Origin of the sequence: Cryobacterium sp. PAMC25264 (assembly GCF_019443325.1) — a bacterium.
Classification (GTDB): Bacteria; Actinomycetota; Actinomycetes; order Actinomycetales; family Microbacteriaceae; genus Cryobacterium.
Genome location: NZ_CP080383.1, coordinates 1767084 through 1790493 on the forward strand (window position 1 = coordinate 1767084; position 23410 = coordinate 1790493).

General features: G+C 68.7%; 18 protein-coding genes and 2 pseudogenes. 9 read left to right on the forward strand and 11 right to left on the reverse strand.

Annotation, left to right across the window (positions count from 1 at the left end):
- Window positions 1–32 precede the first annotated feature (32 nt).
- From KY500_RS08115 to KY500_RS08130, 4 genes and pseudogenes are all read right to left on the reverse strand, one after another.
- Entirely contained in the window at window positions 33–380 is a 348-nt protein-coding gene (locus tag KY500_RS08115; RefSeq protein ID WP_255579878.1) for a DUF4233 domain-containing protein, read from the reverse strand.
- Window positions 377–1747 (reverse strand): folylpolyglutamate synthase/dihydrofolate synthase family protein, encoded by a 1371-nt coding sequence (locus tag KY500_RS08120; RefSeq protein WP_219903027.1) that lies wholly within the window; start codon window positions 1745–1747, stop codon window positions 377–379. Before KY500_RS08120 ends, KY500_RS08115 begins: the two co-directional genes overlap by 4 nt.
- Window positions 1740–5164: pseudogene (gene ileS, locus KY500_RS08125) on the reverse strand (isoleucine--tRNA ligase). The gene KY500_RS08120 and the pseudogene ileS overlap by 8 nt, the downstream one beginning before the upstream one ends.
- Before the next feature lie 270 nt (window positions 5165–5434).
- Window positions 5435–6001, reverse strand: a complete 567-nt coding sequence (locus tag KY500_RS08130; RefSeq protein ID WP_219903028.1) for a TetR/AcrR family transcriptional regulator — start codon at window positions 5999–6001, stop codon at window positions 5435–5437.
- Between the two features lie 211 nt (window positions 6002–6212).
- Between KY500_RS08130 and KY500_RS08135 the strand changes: the two genes are divergently transcribed.
- From KY500_RS08135 to KY500_RS08155, 5 genes and pseudogenes are all read left to right on the forward strand, one after another.
- Complete coding sequence (locus KY500_RS08135) at window positions 6213–7910, forward strand: ABC transporter substrate-binding protein (RefSeq protein WP_219903029.1); 1698 nt, start codon at window positions 6213–6215, stop codon at window positions 7908–7910.
- A pseudogene (locus tag KY500_RS08140) lies at window positions 7895–8904 on the forward strand (ABC transporter permease). The gene KY500_RS08135 and the pseudogene KY500_RS08140 overlap by 16 nt, the downstream one beginning before the upstream one ends.
- Before the next feature lie 116 nt (window positions 8905–9020).
- The gene (locus tag KY500_RS08145) at window positions 9021–9800 is read left to right on the forward strand and encodes an ABC transporter permease (protein ID WP_255579925.1); all 780 of its coding nucleotides are present in this window, start codon (window positions 9021–9023) and stop codon (window positions 9798–9800) included.
- On the forward strand, window positions 9797–11563 hold the full coding sequence (locus KY500_RS08150) for an ABC transporter ATP-binding protein (RefSeq protein ID WP_255579879.1): 1767 nt from the start codon (window positions 9797–9799) through the stop codon (window positions 11561–11563). The genes KY500_RS08145 and KY500_RS08150 overlap by 4 nt, the downstream gene beginning before the upstream one ends.
- 58 nt (window positions 11564–11621) lie before the next feature.
- The gene (locus KY500_RS08155; RefSeq protein ID WP_219903030.1) at window positions 11622–12902 is read left to right on the forward strand and encodes a hypothetical protein; all 1281 of its coding nucleotides are present in this window, start codon (window positions 11622–11624) and stop codon (window positions 12900–12902) included.
- Window positions 12903–12909: 7 nt separating this feature from the next.
- On the opposite strand, the gene KY500_RS08160 is transcribed toward KY500_RS08155, so the two are convergent.
- The 4 genes from KY500_RS08160 to KY500_RS08175 are packed head-to-tail and all read right to left on the reverse strand — an operon-like array spanning window position 12910 to window position 15389.
- Complete coding sequence (locus tag KY500_RS08160) at window positions 12910–13476, reverse strand: hypothetical protein (RefSeq protein WP_219903031.1); 567 nt, start codon at window positions 13474–13476, stop codon at window positions 12910–12912.
- A 32-nt stretch (window positions 13477–13508) separates the two neighbouring features.
- Window positions 13509–14102, reverse strand: a complete 594-nt coding sequence (locus KY500_RS08165) for a hypothetical protein (protein WP_219903032.1) — start codon at window positions 14100–14102, stop codon at window positions 13509–13511.
- Window positions 14099–14743, reverse strand: a complete 645-nt coding sequence (locus KY500_RS08170) for a hypothetical protein (RefSeq protein ID WP_219903033.1) — start codon at window positions 14741–14743, stop codon at window positions 14099–14101. The genes KY500_RS08165 and KY500_RS08170 overlap by 4 nt, the downstream gene beginning before the upstream one ends.
- 40 nt (window positions 14744–14783) lie before the next feature.
- Entirely contained in the window at window positions 14784–15389 is a 606-nt protein-coding gene (locus KY500_RS08175) for a hypothetical protein (RefSeq protein WP_219903034.1), read from the reverse strand.
- A gap of 188 nt (window positions 15390–15577) precedes the next feature.
- Between KY500_RS08175 and KY500_RS08180 the strand changes: the two genes are divergently transcribed.
- The 4 genes from KY500_RS08180 (at window position 15578) to KY500_RS08195 (ending at window position 20597) form a co-directional block, all read left to right on the forward strand.
- Complete coding sequence (locus tag KY500_RS08180) at window positions 15578–17086, forward strand: HNH endonuclease signature motif containing protein (protein WP_219903035.1); 1509 nt, start codon at window positions 15578–15580, stop codon at window positions 17084–17086.
- Window positions 17087–17290: 204 nt separating this feature from the next.
- Entirely contained in the window at window positions 17291–19873 is a 2583-nt protein-coding gene (gene valS / locus KY500_RS08185; protein ID WP_219903036.1) for a valine--tRNA ligase, read from the forward strand.
- Window positions 19874–19882: 9 nt separating this feature from the next.
- Window positions 19883–20329: a GNAT family N-acetyltransferase gene (locus tag KY500_RS08190; RefSeq protein WP_219903037.1), complete on the forward strand. Its 447-nt coding sequence runs from the start codon at window positions 19883–19885 to the stop codon at window positions 20327–20329.
- 1 nt (window position 20330) lies between these two features.
- On the forward strand, window positions 20331–20597 hold the full coding sequence (locus KY500_RS08195; protein WP_219903038.1) for a hypothetical protein: 267 nt from the start codon (window positions 20331–20333) through the stop codon (window positions 20595–20597).
- Between the two features lie 129 nt (window positions 20598–20726).
- Here the strand turns inward: KY500_RS08195 and KY500_RS19745 are convergent, their stop codons facing one another.
- Genes KY500_RS19745 through KY500_RS08205 form a run of 3 tightly spaced genes read right to left on the reverse strand, consistent with a single transcriptional unit; the run spans window position 20727 to window position 23387 of the window.
- Window positions 20727–21152, reverse strand: a complete 426-nt coding sequence (locus tag KY500_RS19745) for a hypothetical protein (protein WP_370626910.1) — start codon at window positions 21150–21152, stop codon at window positions 20727–20729.
- Window positions 21149–21970 carry a hypothetical protein gene (locus tag KY500_RS19750; protein ID WP_370626911.1) on the reverse strand — a complete coding sequence of 274 codons (822 nt, stop codon included), beginning with the start codon at window positions 21968–21970 and terminating at the stop codon, window positions 21149–21151. The genes KY500_RS19745 and KY500_RS19750 overlap by 4 nt, the downstream gene beginning before the upstream one ends.
- Window positions 21951–23387: a class I adenylate-forming enzyme family protein gene (locus KY500_RS08205; protein ID WP_219903039.1), complete on the reverse strand. Its 1437-nt coding sequence runs from the start codon at window positions 23385–23387 to the stop codon at window positions 21951–21953. Before KY500_RS08205 ends, KY500_RS19750 begins: the two co-directional genes overlap by 20 nt.
- Between the last annotated feature and the right edge of the window lie 23 nt (window positions 23388–23410).

Sequence of the window (23410 nt, forward strand, 5' to 3'; positions counted from 1 at the left end):
GAGTTGGCTGTGAAGTGGGCGGCTGCGCCTGGTCAGGCGGCGTTGTTCTGTCTGTCGATCCGCGAACCACTGATCATGCAGTAAGTCCACATGCCGGCGAACAACGCCCCCACCACGAACATGGCGGGGTTGAGGAATCCGGTGGCGACGATGACGACCTGGACGGCCCATCCGACCGCATAGGCCCAGGTGAACCGTAGCAAGCCGAGCGTGGCCACCATGATCAGGCACAGCAGCGCTCCTCCGCCCAGGGTGACCCAGGCCGGCAGATCACTGAGGCCGAAGATCACCAGGGTGGCCAGGAACACGACGATGAGCTCGAAGCCGAGCACGATCGAGGCGAGCGACCGGCGCACCGAGGAGGCGCGGGCGGGGCTCACGGTGTCATCCAGTCCCCGGAGTCGGCCAGGGCCACGGCGTCGCCGACCAGGGTGATCGATCCGGCCACCAGAACCGCGCGTTTGGGTTCGTCCTGGGCCCAGCCGCGCGCCGCGTCAAGGGCCTGCGCGAGATCGCCGTAGCGGAAGGTTGCGGAGGACCCGGCGATCTCGTCGACGAGGTCGGCCAGGTCGTCGACCGGGATGGCCCGTTCGGAGTGGGACTGGGTGACGTGGAACCGGGTCGCCACGGGGCGCAGGGCCTCGATGATGCCGGCGGCGTCCTTGTCTTCGAGGATGCCCACCACAACGGTGATCTCGTCGAAGTCGAAGTAGCTCTGCAGCGCGGCGGTGAGCGCCAGTGCCCCGTGCGGGTTGTGCGCGGCGTCCACGAGCACGGTCGGCTCGATGCCGACCAGTTGCAGGCGGCCGGGCGAGGTCGCGGTGGCGAGGCCTTCCACGAGGATGTCCTCGACGAGGGCCTGGCTGCCCGCGCCCAGGAACGACTCGACAGCGGCGATGGCCACGGCGGCATTCTGCGCCTGGTGGGTGCCGTAGAGCGGCAGGAACAGCTCCGAGTAGGTGCCGGCGATGCCGCGCACCGAGATGAGCTGGCCGCCGACGGCGACGTGGCTGGCGAGGAGGGCGAAGTCGGCGCCCTCGCCCACCAGGGTGGATTCCGTCAGCTCCGCGGCCCGGGACAGTTCGGCGAGCACCTCCGTCGTCTGCGCCGCGGTGACCACGGCTGCGGCGGGCTTGATGATGCCCGACTTGGTGCGCGCGATCTCGGTGACGGTGCTGCCCAACCGCTTGGTGTGGTCCAGGGCGATCGGGGTGAAGACGGCAACCTGGCCGTCGGCCACGTTCGTGGAGTCCCATTCGCCGCCCATGCCCACCTCGAGCACGACGACATCCACGGGGGCGTCGGCGAAGCAGGCGAACGCCAGAACGGTGAGGGCCTCGAAGAAGGTCAGCGGCACCTCTCCGGCGGTCTCGAGCTCCGCGTCGACCATCGTGAGATAGGGCTGGATGTCGGCCCAGTTCGCGGCGAGGGCCTCGTCGCTGATCGGGACACCGTCGATCACGATGCGCTCGTTGAGCCGCACGAGGTGAGGGCTCACCAGCAGCCCGGTGCGCAGACCGTAGGCGCGCAGGATGCTCTCGATGATGCGGCTGGTGCTCGTCTTCCCGTTGGTGCCGGTGACGTGGATGATCGGGTAGGAGCTCTGCGGGTCGCCGAGCAGCTCGACCGCGCGCCGGGTGGCCTGCAGGCGCGGCTGCGGGGCGCTCTCTCCTACCCGCTCGAGGAGGGCGGCGAAGACGGCGTCGCCGGCGTCACGGAATTCGTCGGGGAAGTAGTCGTCAGACATTGATGGTTCCTTTGTCACGGGCGACGGCCACGATGACCGGTCCTCGGTTCGCGTAGTGGTCGGCCTCGAAGCGCACGTAGTGCTCCACGACTGAGCCGGTGAGGCCCGGCAGCCATTCGGACGGGGTTCCGGTGCTCAGCACGTCGGCGGCGACGGTGGATGCCGAATGGGTGCCGAAGCGGATCGCCAGGGTCTCGCCGGCCACGTCGACGCCAGAGGCCAGGCCGAAGGTGGCCGCATCCGTGTCGTCGAAGAAGACCAGGTCGAGGCGGATCCGGTCGCTGACCTCGAAGCCGGCGGACTTGCGGGTGTCCTGCACAGCCCGGATGAGGTCGCGGGCCAGGCCCTCGGCCTCCAGCTCAGGCGTGGTGGTGGTCTCCAGCAGCACGAAGCCGCCGCCGGTGAGCAGGGCGAGGGCGGCGTTGTGCAGCACCGACTCGGCGTCGGAAGAGGTGGAGGCCGCCTGCAACTCCAGGTCGTACTCCCCCGCCTCCAGGGCGATACCGCCGGCCGTGACCACACCGTCAGTCTCGGACCAGTCTCCGCTGCGGGCGGCCTTGATGACCTGCTGCACCTGCTTGCCGAGCCTGGGGCCGGCGGCCCGGGCGTTGACGGTGAGCTTGGAGGTGATGCCGTAGCTTTCGGCGCTGTCGGCCTCCTGTTCGACGAGGGTGACCGCCTTGACGTTCAACTCGTCGCGCAGGATGCCCTCGAACCCGGCCAGGGCGCTCGTGTCGGTGGTGACCACGGTGAGGTTCGCCAGCGGAAGGCGGACCCGCAGGGCGGCCTTCTTGCGGAGCGACAGCACGGTGGAGCTGATCAGGCGAACCTGGTCCATGGCCGTGACCAGTCCGGGGTCGGCGGGGAAGACCGTGGCGTCGGGCCAGTCGGTGAGGTGCACGCTGCGGCCGCCGGTCAGGCCCTGCCAGATGCGCTCGGTGACCAGCGGGAGCAGCGGCGCTGCCACCCGGGTGACGGTCTCGAGCACGGTGTACAGGGTGTCGAAGGCTTCCGACCCGGTGCCGTCGGCGGCGACGCCGCCCCAGAACCTGTCGCGGGAGCGGCGCACATACCAGTTGGTGAGCACGTCGGCGAAATCCCGTAGGCGCGAGGCGGCCAGCGTGCTGTCGAGCCGTTCGAGATCGCCGGTGACGTCCTCGATGAGGTCGCGAGTCTTGGCCAGAAGGTAGCGGTCGAGCACATCGGTGGAGTCGGTGCGCCAGGTGGCGGTGTAGCCGGAGGCGTTGGCGTAGAGCGAGAAGAAATACCAGGTGCTCCAGAGCGGCAGCAGCATCTGGCGGGTGCCCTCGCGGATGCCCTCCTCGGTGACGATGAGGTTGCCGCCGCGCAGAACCGGCGAGCTCATCAGGAACCAGCGCATGGCGTCGGAGCCGTCGCGGTCGAAGACCTCGTTGACGTTGGGGTAGTTGCGGAGGGACTTCGACATCTTCTGGCCGTCGTTGCCGAGCACGATGCCGTGGCTGACGACGTTCTTGAAGGCGGGCCGGTCGAACAGCGCCGTGGAGAGCACGTGCAGCAGGTAGAACCAGCCGCGGGTCTGCCCGATATATTCCACGATGAAGTCGGCCGGGTTGTGGCTCTCGAACCATTCGCGGTTCTCGAACGGGTAGTGCACCTGGGCGAACGGCATCGAGCCGGAGTCGAACCAGACGTCGAGGACATCCTCGATGCGCCGCATGGTGGACTGCCCGGTGGGGTCGTCGGGGTTGGGCCGGGTGAGTTCGTCGATGTAGGGGCGGTGCAGGTCGGTGGGGCGTACGCCGAAATCGGCCTCGAGCTCGTCGAGCGAACCGTAGACGTCGATGCGCGGGTAGGCAGGGTTGTCGCTCTTCCAGACCGGGATGGGCGAGCCCCAGTAGCGGTTGCGGCTGATCGACCAGTCGCGGGCGTTCCCGATCCACTTGCCGAACTGGCCGTCCTTGACGTTCTCCGGGACCCAGTTCACTTCCTGGTTGAGGTCGACCATGCGATCGCGGAAGTCGGTGACGCGCACGAACCAGCTGGACACGGCCTTGTAGATCAGCGGGTTGCGGCAGCGCCAGCAATGCGGGTAGGAGTGCTCGTAGCTGGCCTGGCGGAGCAGCCGGCCCTGCGACTTGATCAACTGGGTGAGCGGCTTGTTGGCGTCGCTCCAGAGCTGCCCGGCGACCTCGGTGACCTCGGGCAGGAACTTGCCGCCGTCGTCGAGGGACAGGATCACCGGGATGCCGTAGGCCTGGCAGACCGTCTGGTCCTCCTCGCCGTAGGCGGGCGCCTGGTGCACGATGCCGGTGCCATCGCTGGTGGTGACGTAGTCCGCGACCACGAAGCGCCAGGCGTTCTGGGTGCCCCACTCGCTCTCGTCGGCGTAGTAGTCGAACAGGCGGTCGTACGAGACGCCCTCGAGGTCGCGGCCGGTCACGGTGCGACTGATCGCGGCCGTCGCGTCTGCGGCGCTCTCGTAGCCGAGGTCCTTGGCGTAGCTGCCGACGAGGTCGATGGCCAGCAGGTATTCGCCGCCAAGAACCTCGGTGCCGGACACGGCGCCGGCTTGTTCACGCAACACCTCGGCATCCGGGTGCCGTTGGGGCCGGCGGGGACGACGGCGTAGACGATGTCGGGGCCCACGGCCAGGGCGAGGTTGGTCGGCAGGGTCCACGGGGTCGTGGTCCAGGCCAGGGCGCGCACGGCGGTGAGGCCGAGGGTCTCGGCCTTGGCGCCCACGAGCGGGAAGGTGACCGTGACGGTCTGGTCCTGGCGCATTTTGTAGACGTCGTCGTCCATGCGCAGCTCGTGGTTGGACAGCGGGGTCTGGTCGCGCCAGCAGTATGGCAGCACCCGGTAGCCCTCGTAGGCCAGTCCCTTGGTGTGCAGTTCCTTGAACGCCCAGATCACCGATTCCATGAAGGTGATGTCGAGGGTCTTGTAGTCGTTCTCGAAGTCGACCCAGCGGGCCTGGCGGGTGACGTAGGCCTCCCAGTCCTTAGTGTACTCGAGCACCGATTCGCGGGCGACGGCGTTGAACGCGGCCAGGCCCATCTGTTCGATCTGACTCTTGTCGGTGATGCCGAGCTTCCGCTCCGCCTCCAGCTCGGCCGGCAGTCCGTGGGTGTCCCAGCCGAACCGGCGGTGCACCTGCTTGCCGCGCATGGTCTGGAACCTGGGGAACAGGTCCTTGGCGTAGCCGGTGAGCAGGTGGCCGTAGTGCGGCAGGCCGTTGGCGAAGGGAGGGCCGTCGTAGAAGACCCACTCCGGGGCACCCTCGCGGTTGTCGATGGAGGCCTGGAAGGTGCCGTCCTTCGCCCAGAAGTCGAGGACTTCGCCCTCGATCTGCGGGAAGTTCGGTGAGGGAACGACAGCGGCGTCGGGGCTGGCCGAATCGGACTGGTTGTCTTCGGGGGACTTCGGGTACGTCATGCTTCTCCTGGACGAGGCGGTGTTGAGTCGCCGGCCTATTCCACGAGGACGCCCGCCCCGACAGGACGATGCGCGGTACCACCTCGCTTGCCGTTCCCGTGCAGGCGAACGACCGCTCATACAAAGGCTGTGACGGGCCCGACCCGTTCGGCTCTACTGGCTGGTCTCGCACCGGGGCACGATTCCACTGTTCTTCCGAAGACTCCCCGGTGATGGCCGGATCAACGTCGGTTAATACTACCGCGCCCGTCAACTCCGGCGCCGGGCGGTTCAGCCGTGATCGAGAACAGGACCGAACCCGGCACAGACCGGAGTGATCGCCGCATCCACATAGGCGGTCAGGTCGCCGCGCGCCACACCGGCGCCGGCCCACTCCGTGGCGGCCGCAGCCGCAGCCGCGACCACGGCGGTGGAGAAGGCTCGCCCCAACGGGTCGGTGTCGGCCGAGTAGCCGGGCCGCGCGCCCACGTACTCCCCCACCAGGCCCACCTGCACCAGGAACCGGGCAAGGGCGGATGCCTCCAGCTCGCTAACCGTGTTCATCAGCTCGTACTGGGTGACGGACCAGGGCACCCGGCCGGGCCCGAAGCCCTCGGCCACCCGCAGCAGCGCCTGGCGGACCGCCACGGTCACTCCGGCGCTGCGATCGCAGTCGGCCAATGCGCCGGGCAGGGCGGCGAGTCCCGCGTCGACATCCAGCCAGAGCAGGTCGCTCTTGGCGGAGAAGTAGTTGAAGAACGTGTTACGGCTCACGCCGGCTCGCCGGGCGATATCCCCGATGGTGGTCTTGGCGTAGGTCTGCTCGAGGAACAGCTCGGCGGCGGCCTCCTCGAGCATCGCTCGGGAGGAACCGCGGGGCGGCCGACGGTGCGGGAATCGTTCATGGTTCTTTCGTGTTCTACGATGGGACTCGACGTCTTCGGTTTTTGTACCGAGTCCAATAATGGCACAGCAGCCTTCAACGCAGACATCGTGGCCGGCCCCCCGGCCGCCCGACCGTCGACTCCCGTCTCCCCAGCGTTCCGCACCCGTGAAAAGAGCCCATCGCATGCCCCGTCCGGCACCTGTTCGATCCGTACCGCTCCTCTCGACCCGCCGCCCACTCGGTGTGGCCTTCGCCGCCGGCGTCACCGTGCTCGGTCTCGCGCTCACCGGCTGCACCAGCGCCGCTCCGCAGGCCTCGTCCACCCCGACAGCCGGCGGAACCCTCACCTACGCGTCGGGTGACGCCGAACCCACCTGCCTCGACCCGCACGTGGGCGGGAACTACCCTCAGGCGCTCGTGAGCACGCAGTACCTCGAGTCGCTGGTCTCCCTCGACTCCGAGGGCACCGTCATCCCCTGGCTGGCCGACAGCTGGACAGTCAGCGCCGATGGCCTGACCTGGGAGTTCACCCTGCGCGACGGCGTCACCTTCTCCGATGGCACGCCACTGGACGCCGCAGCCGTGCAGGCCAACATCGCCCACCTGCAGGACCCGACGACCGGGTCGTCCACGGGCTACCTGGCCCTCGCGAAGGTCACCGGCACCGAGGCCGTCTCCGACTCTGTCGTGCGTCTCACCCTCGCGCAGCCCGACAGCGCCCTGCTGGAGTCCCTCTCCCAGCCGTGGCTGGGCATCGAGTCCCCGACGGCGCTCGAGCGCAGCCAGGATGACAACTGCGCCGCCCCCGTGGGCACCGGCCCGTTCGTCGTCGACTCCTGGGTGAAGCAGAACGCCATCACCCTGGTGCGGAACGACGACTACACGTCCCCGCCGGCCGACGCCGAACACGACGGCCCGGCCTACCTCGAGAAGATCGTCTGGCGCTTCATCCCCGATTCGGCCTCCCGCTATGCCGCTCTGCAGGCCGGCGAGGTCGACGTGATCGACAATGCCCAGCCGGACACCATCGCCCAGGCCGAGCAGAGCGATGCCATCGTGCACCTGGATGCGCCTCGGCCCGGTGCCAGCAACCGGATCGAGCTGAACTCGGGCAAGGCGCCCTTCAGCGATGCGGCCGTCCGCGAGGCGTTCATCCGTTCGGCGAATGTCGATGACGCCGTCGCGTCCCTGTTCCAGGGCAGTGCGGAGCGCTCCTACTCGGCCCTGTCGAGCGTCGAGCCCCTCGGAATCTCACGCCCCGAGCTCTTCGACTACGACCCCGCGGCGGCGGCGACCCTGCTCGATGACGCCGGCTGGTCCGAGAAGGACGCGGACGGCTACCGCACCAAGGACGGCGTGCGTCTCACCGTGGTCTTCCCGGTGAGCACCAACCAGTCCATCCCGGCCGAGCAGTCCCTGTTCGAGCAGATCCAGGCGACCGCCAAGGCGACCGGGTTCGACGTGCAGCTGACCAAGCTGGATCTCTCGAGCTGGTACACGGCCCTCGGCAGTAACGCCTACGACGCCGTCAGTGCGCCGTACACCAAGGTCGGACCCGATGTCCTGCGCATCCTCTTCCACTCCGACGGAATCACCCCTGCCCCGAGCGGCTACTTCGCCAACCACGCCCAGGTGAACGACCCAGCCCTGGACTCGTTGCTCACCCAGGCAGACCAGGTCTCGACAGGCTCGACCGACGCCGATGCCGCCGAGCGTGCCTCGCTGTACGCCGACGCTCAGGACCTGATCCTGGAGGGCTTCTACATCCTGCCGCTCTACGACCAGCAGAACCACTTCCTGCTCGGCACGGCCGTGCAAGGCGCCCGCGCGCTGCCGACGGTGTCGACGCCCACCTTCTACGACGCATGGCTGAACCGCTGACGGCTGCCCGCAGCACCGGCGGGCAGCGCGTCCGGGGGTTTGGCGCGCGCATCGGCTGGCCACTCGCACGCCGGGTCGGCGGCGCCGTCTTCGTGCTGTGGGCGGTGGCCACGCTCACCTTCTTCGCGGTCCGGCTGATCCCCGGCGATCCCGCCCAGGCGATCCTCGGTGGGCCGGGGTCGCAGACCTCGCCGGAGGCCCTCGCAGCGGTGCGCGCCGAGTACGGCCTCGACCAGCCCGTTTTTCTGCAGTACCTCGCCCAACTCGGCCGTCTCGCGACGGGTGACCTGGGCCGCTCGTACGCCCTCAACATGGACGTTGGCCCGCTGGTGCTCAGCCAGCTCGGCGGCACCCTGCTCCTAGCCGTCCTCTCCCTCTCTGTGGCCTGGCTCCTCGCCCTGGGCCTGGCGACCTGGTCCACCGGGCGTGGCCGGGTGGCCCGACAGATCGGCTCGGGTCTGGAGATTGTCGCGGCGGCGCTGCCGCACTTCTGGCTGGCCACCACCCTCATCGTGGTCGTCAGCGTATGGTGGGGCATCCTGCCGCCGATCAGCACCGCGGATGCGCGTGGCCTGGTGTTGCCGGTGCTCACCTTGGCCATCCCGCTGGCGGGATTCCTCGGCCAAGTAATGCGGGAGAGCCTGACCACGGCCCTGGAGTCCCCGTTCGTGCTCTCCGCCCGTGCCCGCGGCGAGGGCGAGCGCGGAGTGCTGTGGCGTCACGCTCTCCGGCACGCGGCCTTGCCCGCCATCGGACTGTCCGGCTGGGCCTTCGGCTCGCTGATCAGCGGTGCCGTGGTGGTCGAGACCGTCTTCGCCCGCCCGGCCTGGGCCGCACCCTGCTCAACGCGGTCACCGTGCGCGACGTGCCCGTGGTGATCGGCGTCGTGATGGTCGTCGCACTCGCCTACATCCTCATGACGATCCTCACCGACCTGGCCTCACGCCTGGCCGATCCGCGCCCCACCTCCCGTACCGCCGGAGGCGCACAGTGAGCGAACTCGAGATCACCGCCGCGGCATCCGCACGGCCGGGTGGCCAGGGCGGTGAGCAGGACAGCCGACCAGGTTCTCCGTCCAACGGTCGGCGGGCCCGGCCCAGCGTCGTCGAGATCGCGGCCGGCCTGCTGGCCCTGTTCCTGCTCGTCGCGGCCATAGCCCCCCGGCTGCTGGCTCCGGGTGACCCGCTCGCGATCGACCCGCTGTCGGCATTCGGTGCGCCGTCCTGGGCGCATTGGTTCGGCACCGACGAGTCCGGCCGGGACATCTATACCCGGGTGATCGACGGCGCCCGTGACTCGCTCGTGATTGGTGTGTCGGCCACCCTGATCGGGCTGGGCCTCGGCGCTGTGCTCGGAACCGTGGCCGGAACGCTCGGCGCCGCCGTGGACTTCACGGTCAACAGATTCCTCGAGGTTCTATTCGCCTTCCCCGGCCTGTTGCTCGCGCTCCTGTTCATCCTCGTCTTCGGTCCGGGGGCGGGCAGCGCGATCGTGGCCGTCGGGCTGTCGACGGCACCGGGCTACGCGCGCATCATTCGCGCCCAATTGCTGCGAGTGCGCTCCTCGGCGTTCGTCGAGGCCGCGACGGTGCAAGGACTGGGCCGCGGGCGCATCCTCAGCCGGCACATCCTGCCCAACACCCTGGCACCCCTCCTTGTTCTCGGCACTCTCGGTGTGGGCCAGGCCATCGTCTGGGCCGCCGCCCTGAGCTACCTGGGCCTGGGCGCCCAGCCGCCGGCCGCCGAGTGGGGCGCGATGCTCGCCGCCGGCCGCACGTACATCACGTCGGCGTGGTGGATGAGTTTCTTCCCCGGCCTGTTCATCGTGCTGACCGCCGTGTGCGCCACCGCCCTGGGCCGCGCGATCGAACGCCGGATGAGGCACGCATGAGCGCCGACGCCACCCGGATGGCCGTGCCGATGGGCGGCCCATCACCCGTGCCGGCACTCACACTCCGGAATCTCTCGGTCGGGTTCGGGTCCCAGACTGTGGTGCGCGGAGTGTCCCTTGATCTTGCACCGGGCGAATGCCTGGCGATCGTCGGCGAGTCCGGGTCGGGCAAGAGCGTCACCGCCCGCAGCCTGCTCGGCCTCGCCGGCGCCGGTGCGCAGGTCAGCGCCGACGAACTCAGTGTGGCCGGCGAGTCGGTCCTCGGCCTCAGCGAGTCCGCCTGGCGCCGACGCCGTGGCCGCGACGTGGGACTGGTGCTGCAGGATGCCCTCGCCTCACTCGACCCGCTGCGTCCGATCGGGCGGGAGATCGGTGACTCGCTCCGACTGCACACGGGGCTCGACGGTGCCGAGCGTGCGAGGCGGGTACTCGAGGTCCTCGCCGCCGTCGGCCTGCCCGACCCCGAAGTCTATGCAGGCCGGCGGTCCGGGGAGCTCTCCGGTGGCCAGCGCCAGCGGGCGCTCATCGCGGCCGCGCTCGCCCTCGATCCCCCGCTGTTGATCGCCGACGAACCTACCACGGCGCTCGACGTCACCGTGCAGGCCCAGGTTCTCGACCTGCTCGAGGAGATCCGCGACCGCGGCACCGCCATCCTGCTGATCAGCCACGACCTCGCCGTGGTCAGCCGCATCGCCGACCGGATCGTGGTCATGCACGACGGCCGCATCGTCGAGACCGGAATGCCGAACGAGGTGCTCGGGCACCCCAGCCACCCCGAGACCCGGCGGATGCTCGCCGCGGTTCCCGTGGACAAGCCGCGGGGAACCAGGCTGGCGCCCACGCCGGAACCGTCACTCACACCGGAGGCAACCGCCGGGGCGGGCCGTCGGCGCGTGGCCGAACGCCCGAGTGCGCCGGCAACTGAGGTGACCTCTGGTTACCCGGGCGCCGCTCCCGACGCCCGGACGCCGTCCAGCCCCGACCTGGCCCTGGAGGGCATCGGGCTGAACAAGACCTTCCGCGGTCAGCACGGCACCGTGCAGCATGCCGTCGACGACGTGAACTTCAGCCTGCCGCGCGGCCGCACCCTGGGCATCGTGGGCGAGTCCGGCTCTGGCAAAACCACCACGGCCCGTCTGGCCCTCGCGCTCACCGCGGCGGACTCCGGAGAGGTGCGCCTGCTCGGCGAACCGTGGAGCGCGTTGCCCGAGAAACAGCGCCGCGCTCGGCGCCGATTGGTGGGAGCCGTGTACCAGGATGTGCTCGCCTCCTTCGATCCCAGGCTGAGCGTGCGCGAGATCCTGCGGCACGCTGTGGCCGTCGCCGCACCGTCCGGTCGCGGGGCCACTGTTCGGCGGGCCGGAGACCTGCGGGTGTCCGGACTCCTGGACGATGTCGGCCTGTCGGCCACCCTGCTCGACCGTCGGCCGACCGATCTGTCTGGAGGGCAACGACAGCGGGTGGGCATCGCCCGCGCCCTGGCCTCCCGGCCGCAGATCCTGATCTGCGATGAACCGGTATCGGCGCTGGATGTGAGCGTGCAAGCTCAGGTCCTCGACCTTCTCGACGAGCTGCAGCGCGAGCTGTCGCTGAGCCTGTTGTTCATCTCGCACGACCTCGGGGTCATCCAACACGTCAGCGACGAGGTCGCCGTCATGCACGCGGGTCGCATCGTCGAGACGGGACCGGCCGAGCAGATCTTCCGGGCGCCGGCGCATCCGTACACCCGGGCACTGCTCGCGGCCGTGCCGCGCCTGTTCTGACCTTCCGGGGGCGAGCGCCGCTATACGGGACGGCACCCGGCCCCCTACGCTGAGGCCTGTGTTCTCCATTGTGACGTCGACGGTTAGGCTGGCTGCCACGCGCTGGCCGGTCCTGCTGGCGTTCTATCTGGCCGGCTGGCTGGCGCGCTACTTGGTGATCGAGGTCGCCGCATTCGCCGGCACCACCGATGCCCTCGTCGCATTCCTGATCATGCCGATTGCCATTCTGGCCCGGCTGGCCAGCTTCATCGCGATGTTCCTCGTGCTGCGCGCGGGAATGCCGGGGTTCGGTCAGCTCGCCGCCAACGGCGAGGATGCCATCGACCGCACCACCGAAACCGACCAGAAGGCCGCGCCGAGTCTTCAGGACCTGTTCCTGGCGAGCATCCTGCCGTTTTTCGCGTTCTATGCCGCCTGGCAGTTTCTGCAGGAGGACACCCTGCAGTACGCGGCGTCGGCGTTGGCCAAGATCAACCCGTTCGCAAACGAGGACAACTCGGCCGGTGTGCTGAATCTGCAACTCACCTGGGCGTCGGGGGCCGCGATCGTGATCGCCTTCACCGGCCGCTACCTGCTCAAGCGCTACAGCGACCGGCTCCCACGCTGGACCGCGATCGTGACCGTGTACCTCGAGGCCGTGTGGGTGTACCTCACCGTGTTCCTGATCAGCGTCTACCGCGGCGACGTGGATTCCTGGATCGCCAACCGCGCCGCCGCCCACTGGGTCGCCGATCTTCGGCACACCATCGGCGATGTCTTCGCTCCCCTGGGAGTTGCGTGGGATGCGATCGCCTGGGCGATCGGCGAGGCGGGCGCCCTGGTCCTCCTGCCCGTGGCCTGGCTCGCCCTCGCCGGCATCGTCTACGGACGTGCGCTCGCCGCCACACCGATCACGCTGCGTGCTCCGTCGGGACGGTACGCCACGAACCGGTACGCGACGAGCCTGCGCTCCGGCTACTCCCGGGTGCCCAAGGCCATCTCCCGACGCTTCGCCGACATCGGCGGCGACTTCGTCGGCCGCTGGAAGCCTCTCGCGAACGCTCTGACACTGGTCTGGCGTGCGGGTGTGGTGCCCATGGGTATCTTCGTTCTGGCATATACGGTGCTGGAGGCCGCGTCCGGCTGGCTGGCGCTCGCGGCCATCCAGCTCATCGGCCCTCACGACCTCCAGGACTGGTGGATGAACGCGGACGGCTCTCTGATCTTTGCGCTGGACGTGCTCGTGGAACCGCTCAGGATCTGCCTCATCGCCGCGGGTTACGACTTCTGCCTGGGCCGCCTGGGCGAGAGACGAGACTCGGCCAGGAAGCATTCTGAGGCGGAAGCAGCGTCGGCCTGAGACCCAGTCAGTCCAGCGCCATGCGCAGGTAGTCGGGGAGCTCGTCGGACACCGCGATACCAACGGACAGGATGGCACCGTCGCCGGCGTCGGCGGGTACAACGAATTCGGCGTCGAAGCTGTACGGGCCGCTCTGCTCGGAGCTGCACGAGGCGAACTCGGGTCCTCGGCCGGCGAGGGTGATCGGGTTTGCGCTCGCGTTACCCCAGCTGCGTGCCGGGCCCGGACCGCCGTGCTCCTCTAGCCGCGCGACGCACCCGCCACTGGCGCCGTCCTCGACGCTCCGACTTGGGTCGACCCGAACGGTAACGACGAGCAACTCGGTTCCGGCAGGCAGATCCCTCTCCTGTCCGACGGCGCTCGTCGCGCTCACCCTGGTGGTCTTCTCGACCTGCCAGCTGGACGGACCATACTGCGCGGTGTCGCCGGCCGACACCTCCTCTGGCCTGCTCGGTGATGCGGACAGGGAGGTGGACCACTCGTTGGCGGAGGTGATCGCGACGGTAACCGGCAGGAGGACCGCAACGGCGGCCAGAGCCAGCCAGTTGTGGCGGAGCCATCCTGGTCCCCTCACGACGCGCCTCAGTCTGCGCCTGTCCCTGCGATTCATTGTGAGCCCCACTCCGGAAACGAGAGCTCGAGCTCGTGCTGCACGACCAGATCGGTCAGGTCGACGGGAACGACCAGAAGCGAATCGACCCGAGGATCGGAGTCGATCGCGAGTTCGAGCGTCGCTGTTGATGCTGCGGTGCTGTGAACGACCGTGGCGGGCACCTCGAACAGGAGCGGGCCGCTCACCGGAATGCCGGTGGCCAATCGCATATCGGCCACGGTGCTGTCCTGAGGTCGGCTGGAGGCGCTGAAACTGACGTCGCCCACCCGGAGCACAGCGGTACCGAGTGACGCGGCCTTGTCATCCACCACGGCTTCAACGGTCAGCTCGACCACGACCCACAATCCCGGCGTGGCACCCGCCCATCCGTTGCCGGTCGTCACCTCCTCGGCTACCGCTGCGGAGTAAACGGTGGCACGAATGTTCCGGCCGCTTGCGGGTTCCCCGATGACCCCGGGCACCACGATCGAGGCTTGCTGCGCTTCCCTGCTGGGGGTGGTGTGCAGCACGAGCGCCGCAAGCGCCAGGATGGCGGTGAGCAGCACGCCATTCGCAGCGTGGCGCCGGAGCGTGGGAGAGGCCGTCACTCGTTCACCCCTGCACCGACGTCGCCGAGGGTGAGTTCGAGGGTGGCGCTCACGATCGGGTCCCCGTACAGCCCGCCGTAGGTGAGCCTGCCCTCGCTGATGAAGTCGCGGTCTAGGAGGTTCACCGTGATCGGCTCCCCCTTCTTGACGTCATCGCCGGAAACCTCCCACATGTAGGCGAGCTCGACAGGCACGCCGGGTTGCACCACCACCCGGTCGCTGCCGTCGTCGATGACCAGAATCCGCTCCGGCGGCACAGCATCCGCCAGCCCGGGGACGTCGGCGATCCCAACGCTGTCCGCTTCTGTTGTCCCGAGGCGGCGGGGCTCCGACGTGGTGTTCTCCACGGTCGCTCGCACCACAAGGAGCCGGTTTCCCTCTTCGGGCACGATGCTCTGTTCAGGAAAGGCATCGATCAGCAGCGCGCCGTTCACAACAATCGTCAGTTCGGTGCCGATGTGGCTGGCTCCAGCTTCGATCACTGGAGTGGACGGAACCGGGGCGTCATCCAGGCCGCCGACCACCGCGGAGAACGCCAGCAACACGGCCGAGACACTCGTGATGAGCCACTTGGTCGGCACATGATCGACGAGTGCCCGGACTCGCTGACTCCGGGAACCGCGCACCCCTCGGTCATCCATGGGCTCATCGTACTGAGTGACGATGGCCCGATGGGCGGGATTACGATTCCACCGGAATTCCGTCCAGCAACTCTTGAGCGTGCTCGGTGATGTGCCGCCCCGCCGTGCCGTCGTGCCCCAGCACTCGCAGGCAGCTGTACAGGATGGTGGCGACCAGGGCGTCGGCGTCCTCGTCTGGACGGTCGGCACAGATCGCGATGACACTTTCCACGAGTCCGAAGACCACGTCGACGAGATAATCGTGACCCGACTCGGACCCCGCGCTCCCGGCCGGACCCAGGTCGGCGCGCACCTCGGCCTCCACGCCGGCTGCGATCAACGCGGCATACGTGTCGGGCAGGCGGGCCCGTTCGATCCGGAAGGGCTCCAGGAGGTCGTTGCGGATCTCGGGGAGGAAGTAGAGGGTGCCCAGGTTGTGCGCGGATTCGGCCAGTTGGTCGGTGTCAAAACTGATGAGGGCGGCTAGGTGCACGACAGCCGAGGCGGGTGCGGCGTCCCGGTAGGCGGCCACTCGCGTGGAGGGCTCCACCGTGCGCATGAGCAGGACCGTGAGGATCTGCTCCGTCGCCGACAGATCGGGTCGAGGGGCGGCCGCCGCACGAGGCCGGCCGCGTTCGGCACGGGGCTGCACGGCATGGTCTGTCACAGAGCCATCTGTGCCACACAACGCCACCCCGGCGGGCAGCGCCAGATCCCCGCAGACCACGGCTCCAGAATGCCTGTGATGCCCGTGGATCACGACCGCCGCTCCTCCACAACAGGCTGGTCAAGAGCGTTTTCCACACCCCTCTAGGTGCAGGTTCGGGTGTCGGTGGCAGGTGCGACTATCAACGCATGAGCAGCCCAGTAGAGCAGTTCCCAGCCGAACCGGATGACCCGGATGACCCGGGTCGCGACGCGCACGCGCACCGTCGCCGCCGCACCCTGCAGGAGCAGGCGCAGGCCACGCTTGCGAAGAAGGTCGCCCGCGCGGCCAAATCGCACCGCAAGATCGCCAAGGCCACCGCGCGACGGGCACGAGATATGGCCGATCTGCAGCAGTGGAGCAGCGACCCGGTGAACGCGAAACTCCTCAACCCCGACTACGCCTTCGGGGAGGCGCGTGCCCTCCCAGAGACGCGCGGTCCGGTGCTCACCGACGCGCAGGCGAGTCCGCGAAAGATCGCCGCGTGGGAGGACCAGGAGGTCGCCCGCCGAACGGTCACCAGCGAGGTCGCCTGTGCCCTGCGTCTCGCCGAACGCACTGCGGAGAACCTGATTGGGGAATCTGCCATGTTCGCCGGCCCGATGACGGCCACACTGACGGCCATGAGTGCGGGTGAGATCAGTTACCGGCACGGTCAAGTGTTGATGGAGCAACTCAGCTTCGTCCCGCTCGAGGAAGCGGCCCAGCTGGAAGCAGAATTGCTGCCCGCGGCGAAAGACCTCACCGCGGGCAAACTCAGGGTCAAGGCCCGGCGGCTGCGGGAGCGACGGCACCCGGAAACCCTCACCACGCGCGCCGCCGCCGCTGTCGCGGAGCGCGGCATCTGGTGGGAAGGGCGACCAGACGGCATGGGCACCCTCACCTGGTACGGCACTGCGCAGCAAACCCAGGCCGCTCACGACCGGCTCATCCGCATCGCCGAAGCCACCCGCGTCCACGAGCGTGCGGACGAGTCGATCCCCGAAGACCAGAGGCGCACCATCGGCCAGATCTGCGCCGACGCACTCGCCGACCTGGTGCTGGACGGCGTCACCCCGTCGGGTACCGGCGGCGGCATCCAGGGCCAGGTGCTCGTCACCGTGCCCGCCCTCACCGCGATGGGCACCAGCGACGAGCCCGGTTTCCTCGACGGGTACGGGCCGATCCCGGCGGATGCGGCCCGCGAGATCGCCGCGGGAGCGCCGAGCTTCGCCCGGTTGCTCACGCATCCCGAGACCGGCGCCGTTCTCTCCGTCGGGAAGGACCGCTATACGGTCCCCGCCGATCTACGCCGCTGGTTGCGGCTCAGGGACGGAACCTGCCGGTTCCCCGGGTGCACCCGGCCCGCCACTCGCAGCGACATCGACCACACCACAGCCTGGGAAGCCGGCGGCCCCACCGATTACGACAACCTCGCCCATTTGTGCGCACCGCACCACAGACTCAAGCACCAAACCCTCTGGTCGGTCGTGCAGGAGCCCGGCGGAGTGCTCGTGTGGACCTCGCCGGCCGGGGCCACCCACCGCACCTACCCCGAAACCACCCTCGGGCCACCACCCGCCCAACCGCCGACACAGCCAGTGCCACCCGGGACCCCGGCAGAGTCCCGCACGGCCGGGCAGCTTCCCGGGCATCCTCCCGAGGAGCCGCCGTTCTAACAAGGCGAGGCCGGCGAAGGTCAGGGTGGTCGGTGTGGCTCCTGATCGGCCCACGCTCCTGAGAAGACTCCCAAACAAGCCCCGGATCAGCCCGTTCGGAGGGTCGCCGTGCCGGTCAAGGCGGAGCATCGACTAGATTGGTTCAGCAGTACTGAAGGCACCTCACCATCGACACGGTGCCGCTGAAATAAGAATCGGAGAGTCATGAGCAACGCTGACCGCGTTCCCGAAAAGCCAGTCCTAGAAGGACTGGAAGCCAAATGGGAAGCCAGCTGGGAGGCTCAGGGCACCTACCGGTTCGACCGGGCCGCTGCCACGAAGCAGTCGATCTTCTCGATCGATACCCCGCCGCCCACCGCATCCGGTTCCCTCCACATCGGCCATGTCTTCAGTTACACCCACACCGATGTCGTCGCGCGATTCCAGCGCATGCGCGGCAAGAGCGTGTTCTACCCGATGGGTTGGGACGACAACGGCCTGCCCACCGAGCGCCGCGTGCAGAACTTCTACGGCGTGCGCTGCGACCCGTCGCTGCCGTATACCCCTGACTTCGTGCCGCCCTTCGAGGGCGGCGACGGCAAGAGCACCAAGGCCGCCGACCAGCTTCCCGTGAGTCGTCGTAACTTCATCGAACTCTGCGAACGCCTCACCGTCGAGGACGAGAAGCAGTTCGAGGAGCTGTGGCGCACCCTCGGCCTCTCCGTCGACTGGACCCAGAGCTACCGCACCATCGCGCCGGAGTCGATCTTCGCCTCACAGCTCGCTTTCGTGGGCAACGTCACCCGCGGCGAGGCCTACCAGGCCATGGCGCCGACGCTCTGGGATGTCACCTTCCGCACGGCCGTGGCCCAGGCCGAGCTCGAGGACAAGGAGATGCCCGCCGCCTACCACCGGGTGTCCTTCCACAAGCCGGATGGCTCCACCATCGAGATCGAGACCACCCGCCCCGAACTCCTCGCGGCGTGTGTGGCACTCGTGGCGCATCCGGATGACGAACGGTACAAGCCGCTCTTCGGAACGACCGTGCGCACCCCCGTCTTCGACGTGGAGGTGCCGATCCTGGCTCACCACCTCGCCCAGAAAGACAAGGGATCGGGCATCGCCATGATCTGCACCTTCGGCGACGTCACCGACGTGGTCTGGTGGCGCGAACTCGACCTGCCCAACCGCGCGATAATGGGCTTCGACGGCCGCATCATCGCCGAAGCGCCCGACGTCATCACCACTCCCGACGCGCAGGCCGCGTATGCAGAGCTCGCCGGCAAGACGGTGTTCTCCGCCAAGCAGGCCATGGTCGACCTGCTCCGCGCATCCGGCGACCTGATCGGCGAACCCAAGCCGATCGTGCACCCGGTCAAATTCTTCGAAAAGGGCGACAAGCCCCTCGAGATCGTCTCCACCCGTCAGTGGTACATCCGCAACGGCGCACGCGACGAAGCACTGCGAACCAGGCTCATCGAACACGGAACCGCTTTGCAGTGGCATCCTGAGTTCATGCGCGTGCGCTACGAGAACTGGGTCAACGGTCTCACCGGTGACTGGCTGGTGTCCCGGCAGCGCTTCTTCGGCGTGCCGCTCCCGGTTTGGTACCCGCTCGATGCCGACGCCAACCCGGTCTTCGACCAGCCGATCATCGCCACCCGCGAGCTGCTCCCGGTCGACCCGTCCTCCGATGTGGCTCCCGGCTATACGGCCGAGCAGCGCGGCGTCGCCAACGGCTTCGTCGGCGAGGTCGACGTGATGGACACCTGGGCTACCTCCTCCCTCACCCCCCAGCTGGCCGGCGGTTGGGAAACCGACCCTGAGCTTTTCGAGCTGGTCTACCCGTACTCGCTGCGCCCGCAGGGTCAGGACATCATCCGCACCTGGTTGTTCTCCACGCTGCTGCGTGCGGAACTCGAGCACGGCGAATCACCGTGGAAGCACGCCGCCCTGTCGGGCTTCATCGTGGACCCCGACCGCAAGAAGATGTCGAAGTCCAAGGGCAACGTGGTCACCCCGGCCGACGTTCTCGTGCAGCACGGGTCGGATGCCGTGCGGTACTGGGCAGCCTCGTCCCGTCTCGGCACCGACGCGGCGTTCGACCCCAAGAACCCGACCCAGATCAAGATCGGTCGCCGCCTGGCGATCAAGATCCTCAACGCGAGCAAGTTCATCCTCGGCTTCGCCGGCGACGACTCCGCGCCGGTCACCGAGCCGATCGACGCGAGCATGCTCGCCCGTCTCGACCTGGTGGTGGCCCAGGCCACAGCCGCGTTCGACGCGTTCGACCACGCTCGTGCTCTGGAGGTGTCGGAGAGCTTCTTCTGGACCTTCTGCGACGACTACCTCGAGCTGGTCAAGGAACGCGCCTACGGCGAACCGGGCCCCGACCAGGCATCGGCCGTGGCTGCCCTGCGCCAGGCCCTGTCAACGCTGCTTCGCCTGTTCGCTCCGTTCGTTCCGTTCGCCACGGAAGAGGCCTGGTCCTGGTCCAACGACGGTTCGGTCCACCGCGCCCCGTGGCCGGTGGCAGGCTCGACGCCGGCGGATGCCGACTCGCTCGCCCTGCTCGACCTGGCCAGCCGTGCCCTCACGGGCATCCGTCGAGCCAAGACCGACGCCAAAGCGTCACAGAAGTCCGCTGTCTCCTCCGCCACCATCGGAGGCACAGCGGCAGAGGTGGCCCTGCTCGGGCAGGTAGCCGCCGATTTGAAAGCAGTAGGCCGCATCGAGGACTTGACGTTCGTCGAGGCCACCGAATTGGTCGTGACTGATATCGTGCTCGCCACGGTGTCGGAAATTTAAGGAGAACGCATGTCTGTACAGGTCCGCCCGCTCGGCGACAAGGACTTCTTCCCGTGGCTGGGTCTTTTCGAGGGCTACAGCGAGTTCTATAAGAGCGACCTCACCGACGAGAAGGCTCTGCGTGTGTGGAGCTGGATCATCGACAAGAACCACGACCTCGACGGCGCTGTCGCGGTTGACGACAATGGTGACTTCGTCGGCTTCACCCTCTTCCGTGCGGTTCCGCGCACCCTCAGCGGCGATGTCGGCCTCTTCGTCGACGACCTCTTTGTGGCACCGGATGCCCGAGACGCCGGCACCGGTCGAGCCCTGATGGACTTCGCCAAGGAGTACGCCAAGGCGCACAACTACCGTTCCCTGCAGTGGGTCACGGCGGCGGACAACAAGACCGCTCAGAAGCTCTACGACGAGGTCGGCACCCGCACCACCTGGGTCACCTACGAGGCCGAGGTCTAACATGCAGCTCGGAACCCGCTGGTCACTCGGCGCCACGCCGCCGGCGGGCCTGCCTGAGGTCGTCCTCATCGCCTTACAGGCGGTGGAGGGCGACCTCACTACCCTCCCCGACGACACCAGCGGGTGGCGCTGGACGCTCACCTGGCTCGAGGGAAATCCCGTCATCGAACTCGACGACGGCACCGTCATCCGGTTCGACCCGAAGGAAGACAGCGCCACCATCACGCAGCCGGCCGTCGTCATCGACGACGAGGACGACTGGATCTAAGCAGGTGGATCCAGGCCGCTGAACCTATGGGCGGTTGGATCCAGGCCGCTGAATCTATGGGCGGTTGAATCTCGGGGCGCCTGGATCTCAGGAGACTGGGAGCAGGCCACCGGATCTGACCTGATCCCGTCAACCGTTCGGCGTCTCCCACCGCCACAGGGCGGCCAGGCCGAGACCACCCGCGATGCTGAGTGCGGTCAAACCCAGTTCTCCCGGTGACGCACCGCTTCGCGCCTGCTGCAGGAGCCGAAGCACCAGCATCGCGCCCGAGGCGCCGTAGGGATGCCCGAGGGCGAGCGCCCCGCCCTGGCGGTTGGCCCGCTCCACCGGCACGCCCATCAGGTCGAGCGACGCCAGCACCTGTGCCGCGAACGCTTCCGTGAACTCGACCCGGCCCACGTCGCCGGGAGACACTCCCGTGCGGGCGAAGAGCGCCTGCCCGGCCGCTGCCCCGCCCACACCCAGCAGAGTCGGGTCGACGCCCGCCGCGACCGCATCCACGAAGCTCAGGTACCCGGATGCGCCCCAGGCGTCGGCCCGGGCGCGGCTGGTCACGACCACGACCACCGCACCGTCGGCGTCAGCGCAGGAGTTCCCGGCAGTGACGGATCCACCCGGGGTGAACGCGGCCGGGAACCGAGCCAGGAGACTCTCCCCCAGCCCGGGCGGGGACCGGAGTCAACCGCGAAGGGTCCGCCCGGTGTCTGGATGGCAACGATCTCTTCCTCGAAGGCACCTGCCGCTCTCGCCGCCACGGCGAGGTGATGGCTGCGCAGCGCGAAGGCATCCTGACGTTCGCGGGTGATGCCGTAGGCCGCGGCGACGGTGTCGGCTGCGACACCCATGTCCGGGTCGCCCAGGTGATCCGGAGAGAAACGCACCCTGTCGTAGAAGTCAGGGGCGTCGGGCTGTGAGCTGAGGCGGTGGGCGCGGAGGGGCGCCGTGCTCGTGCTGTCGACCCCGCCGGCGAGGTAGAGGCTGCCGGCGCCGGCCTGAACGAGTCGGCAGGCCAGCACAATGGCTTCGAGGCCCGACCCACACTGGCGGTCGATGGTCTGCCCCGGCACTGAAACCGGCAGGCCTGCCGTCAGCAGCGCCAGTCGGGCCACGTTGCCGCCGCCGCCGACCGCGTTGCCGATGATGACGTCATCCACCCCCACCGCAGGGATTCCGGTGGCGGCCAGCACGGCCGCGAGCACCGGCGCCAGAAGGTTCTCCTGGGTGACGGCGCCCAGCGCGCCGTTGCGTCGGGCGAAGGCCGTTCGGCGGCCGAGCAGGATCACCGGCTCCCGGTCGGCCGCGGACGGGGTCTTGCCGTCCGGGCCTGTTCCGGATGCAAGGCTGCCGTCCGGGTCAGCGGAGTCGAACGACACGCGAGTCCCCCTGTTCGATCCAGCGGCCGAGCAAACTGCGGCTGACCTTTCCCGCCGGGGTGAGGGGCAGTTCGCTCAACCGGTAGTAGGACTGGGGCCGTTTGGGCGCCACCAGCGCCGCGCTGCACGCGGCGCGTAGGCTCACCGCATCCAGGTCGGTGCCGGGGACCAGGTCGGTGTCACCGAGCACCGCGGCCACAACCCGGCAACCGCGGGTCTCGTCGGGCAGGCCTGTCACCACGGCGGCTCGCACGCCGGGCACCGCCTGCAGGGCCGCCTCCACTTCCTGCGGGTAGACGTTACTGCCCGCGCTCATGATCATGTCGTGGCTGCGACCCAGGTGGTGCAGCACACCGTCTCCGTCGAGGAAGCCGTCGTCGCCCACCGTGCACCAGCTGCCCAGGCGTTGGAAGGCCGCCCCGTCGTCTCCCCAGAGGTAGCCGTCGCACACCAGGTCGCTGGAAACCTGGATGGTCCCCGCGTCCCCGGGTGCGACGACGTCGTCCTGGTCGTCGACGATTCGGATCCGCACCCCTGGGAAGGGCAGCCCGACCGCCGTCCCGGTGGGCTCCGGACGCTGACCGGGTGCCAGGACCATCGTGGAGACGAACCCGAGTTCGGCGGCACCGTAGTAGGCGGACACGGTGGCGGCGGGCGCCCACCGTTGCAGGAGCACAGTGGTGTCGAGGTCGAGCTTGGCTCCCCCGCTGACGATGCTGGTGATCCCCCGGCACAGCCGGTTCGCCGCCAGCCCCCGTTGCGCGAGCAGCCGCAGCACGGCCGGCACGGCCACCAGCCGGGTGATGCCGTGGTTCTCGATGCGCTCGAACGCCGCAGCCACATCGAAACTCGGCAGTGTGTGGAAGGCCGCCCCGACATGCAGGGATTCGGCCAGGGCGTAGAGATTCAGGCTGGCGCTGAGCGGTCCGGGCGCAAGGGTGCTGTCGTGCCGCGTGAGGCCGAGCACCCCGGCGCTGCGGGGAAACGACTGCTGCCACGAACGCCGAGTGCGCCGGAACGCCTTGGGCACCGCCGTTGTGCCCGACGTGAAGCCGTACAAGAAGGTGGAGTCGCCCGGCCCGTCCGTCATGGTCTCGTGAAAAACGGTCGTGCTCTCGAGTCCGCTGAGCCGGCCAAGCACCTCGGCACGCTGCTCCGCGGGCCACCCAGGGTCGAGGACGGCGACGCTGCCGGAGCCGGCGACACCGGCGAGGAATCGCACAACGAACTCGAGGCCGTTGGGTTGGCTGATGACAGTCGGCCCATTCGGCCGGTCTGTGCCCGGCGGTGTTCCACCGAGTCGCTGCAGCACCGCATCGCGCAGCTCGACGTAGCTCAGGCGATCGTCGCCGATCTGGACAGCGAGTTGCTGAGGGTGCGTCTCGGCCCTGTGCTGAACCGCGGAGAGAATGGGCATCACTACCCTTTCTACCGCACGAA

What these genes read in the sequence shown, in the direction of transcription:
- KY500_RS08120 (WP_219903027.1), bottom strand. Translation starts at nt 1,747, where the DNA reads ATGTCTGACGACTACTTCCCCGACGAATTCCGTGACGCCGGCGACGCC.
- KY500_RS08130 (WP_219903028.1), bottom strand. Translation starts at nt 6,001, where the DNA reads ATGCTCGAGGAGGCCGCCGCCGAGCTGTTCCTCGAGCAGACCTACGCC.
- KY500_RS08135 (WP_219903029.1), top strand. Translation starts at nt 6,213, where the DNA reads ATGCCCCGTCCGGCACCTGTTCGATCCGTACCGCTCCTCTCGACCCGC.
- KY500_RS08150 (WP_255579879.1), top strand. Translation starts at nt 9,797, where the DNA reads ATGAGCGCCGACGCCACCCGGATGGCCGTGCCGATGGGCGGCCCATCA.
- KY500_RS08170 (WP_219903033.1), bottom strand. Translation starts at nt 14,743, where the DNA reads ATGGATGACCGAGGGGTGCGCGGTTCCCGGAGTCAGCGAGTCCGGGCA.
- KY500_RS08180 (WP_219903035.1), top strand. Translation starts at nt 15,578, where the DNA reads ATGAGCAGCCCAGTAGAGCAGTTCCCAGCCGAACCGGATGACCCGGAT.
- valS (WP_219903036.1), top strand. Translation starts at nt 17,291, where the DNA reads ATGAGCAACGCTGACCGCGTTCCCGAAAAGCCAGTCCTAGAAGGACTG.
- KY500_RS08190 (WP_219903037.1), top strand. Translation starts at nt 19,883, where the DNA reads ATGTCTGTACAGGTCCGCCCGCTCGGCGACAAGGACTTCTTCCCGTGG.
- KY500_RS08195 (WP_219903038.1), top strand. Translation starts at nt 20,331, where the DNA reads ATGCAGCTCGGAACCCGCTGGTCACTCGGCGCCACGCCGCCGGCGGGC.
- KY500_RS08205 (WP_219903039.1), bottom strand. Translation starts at nt 23,387, where the DNA reads ATGCCCATTCTCTCCGCGGTTCAGCACAGGGCCGAGACGCACCCTCAG.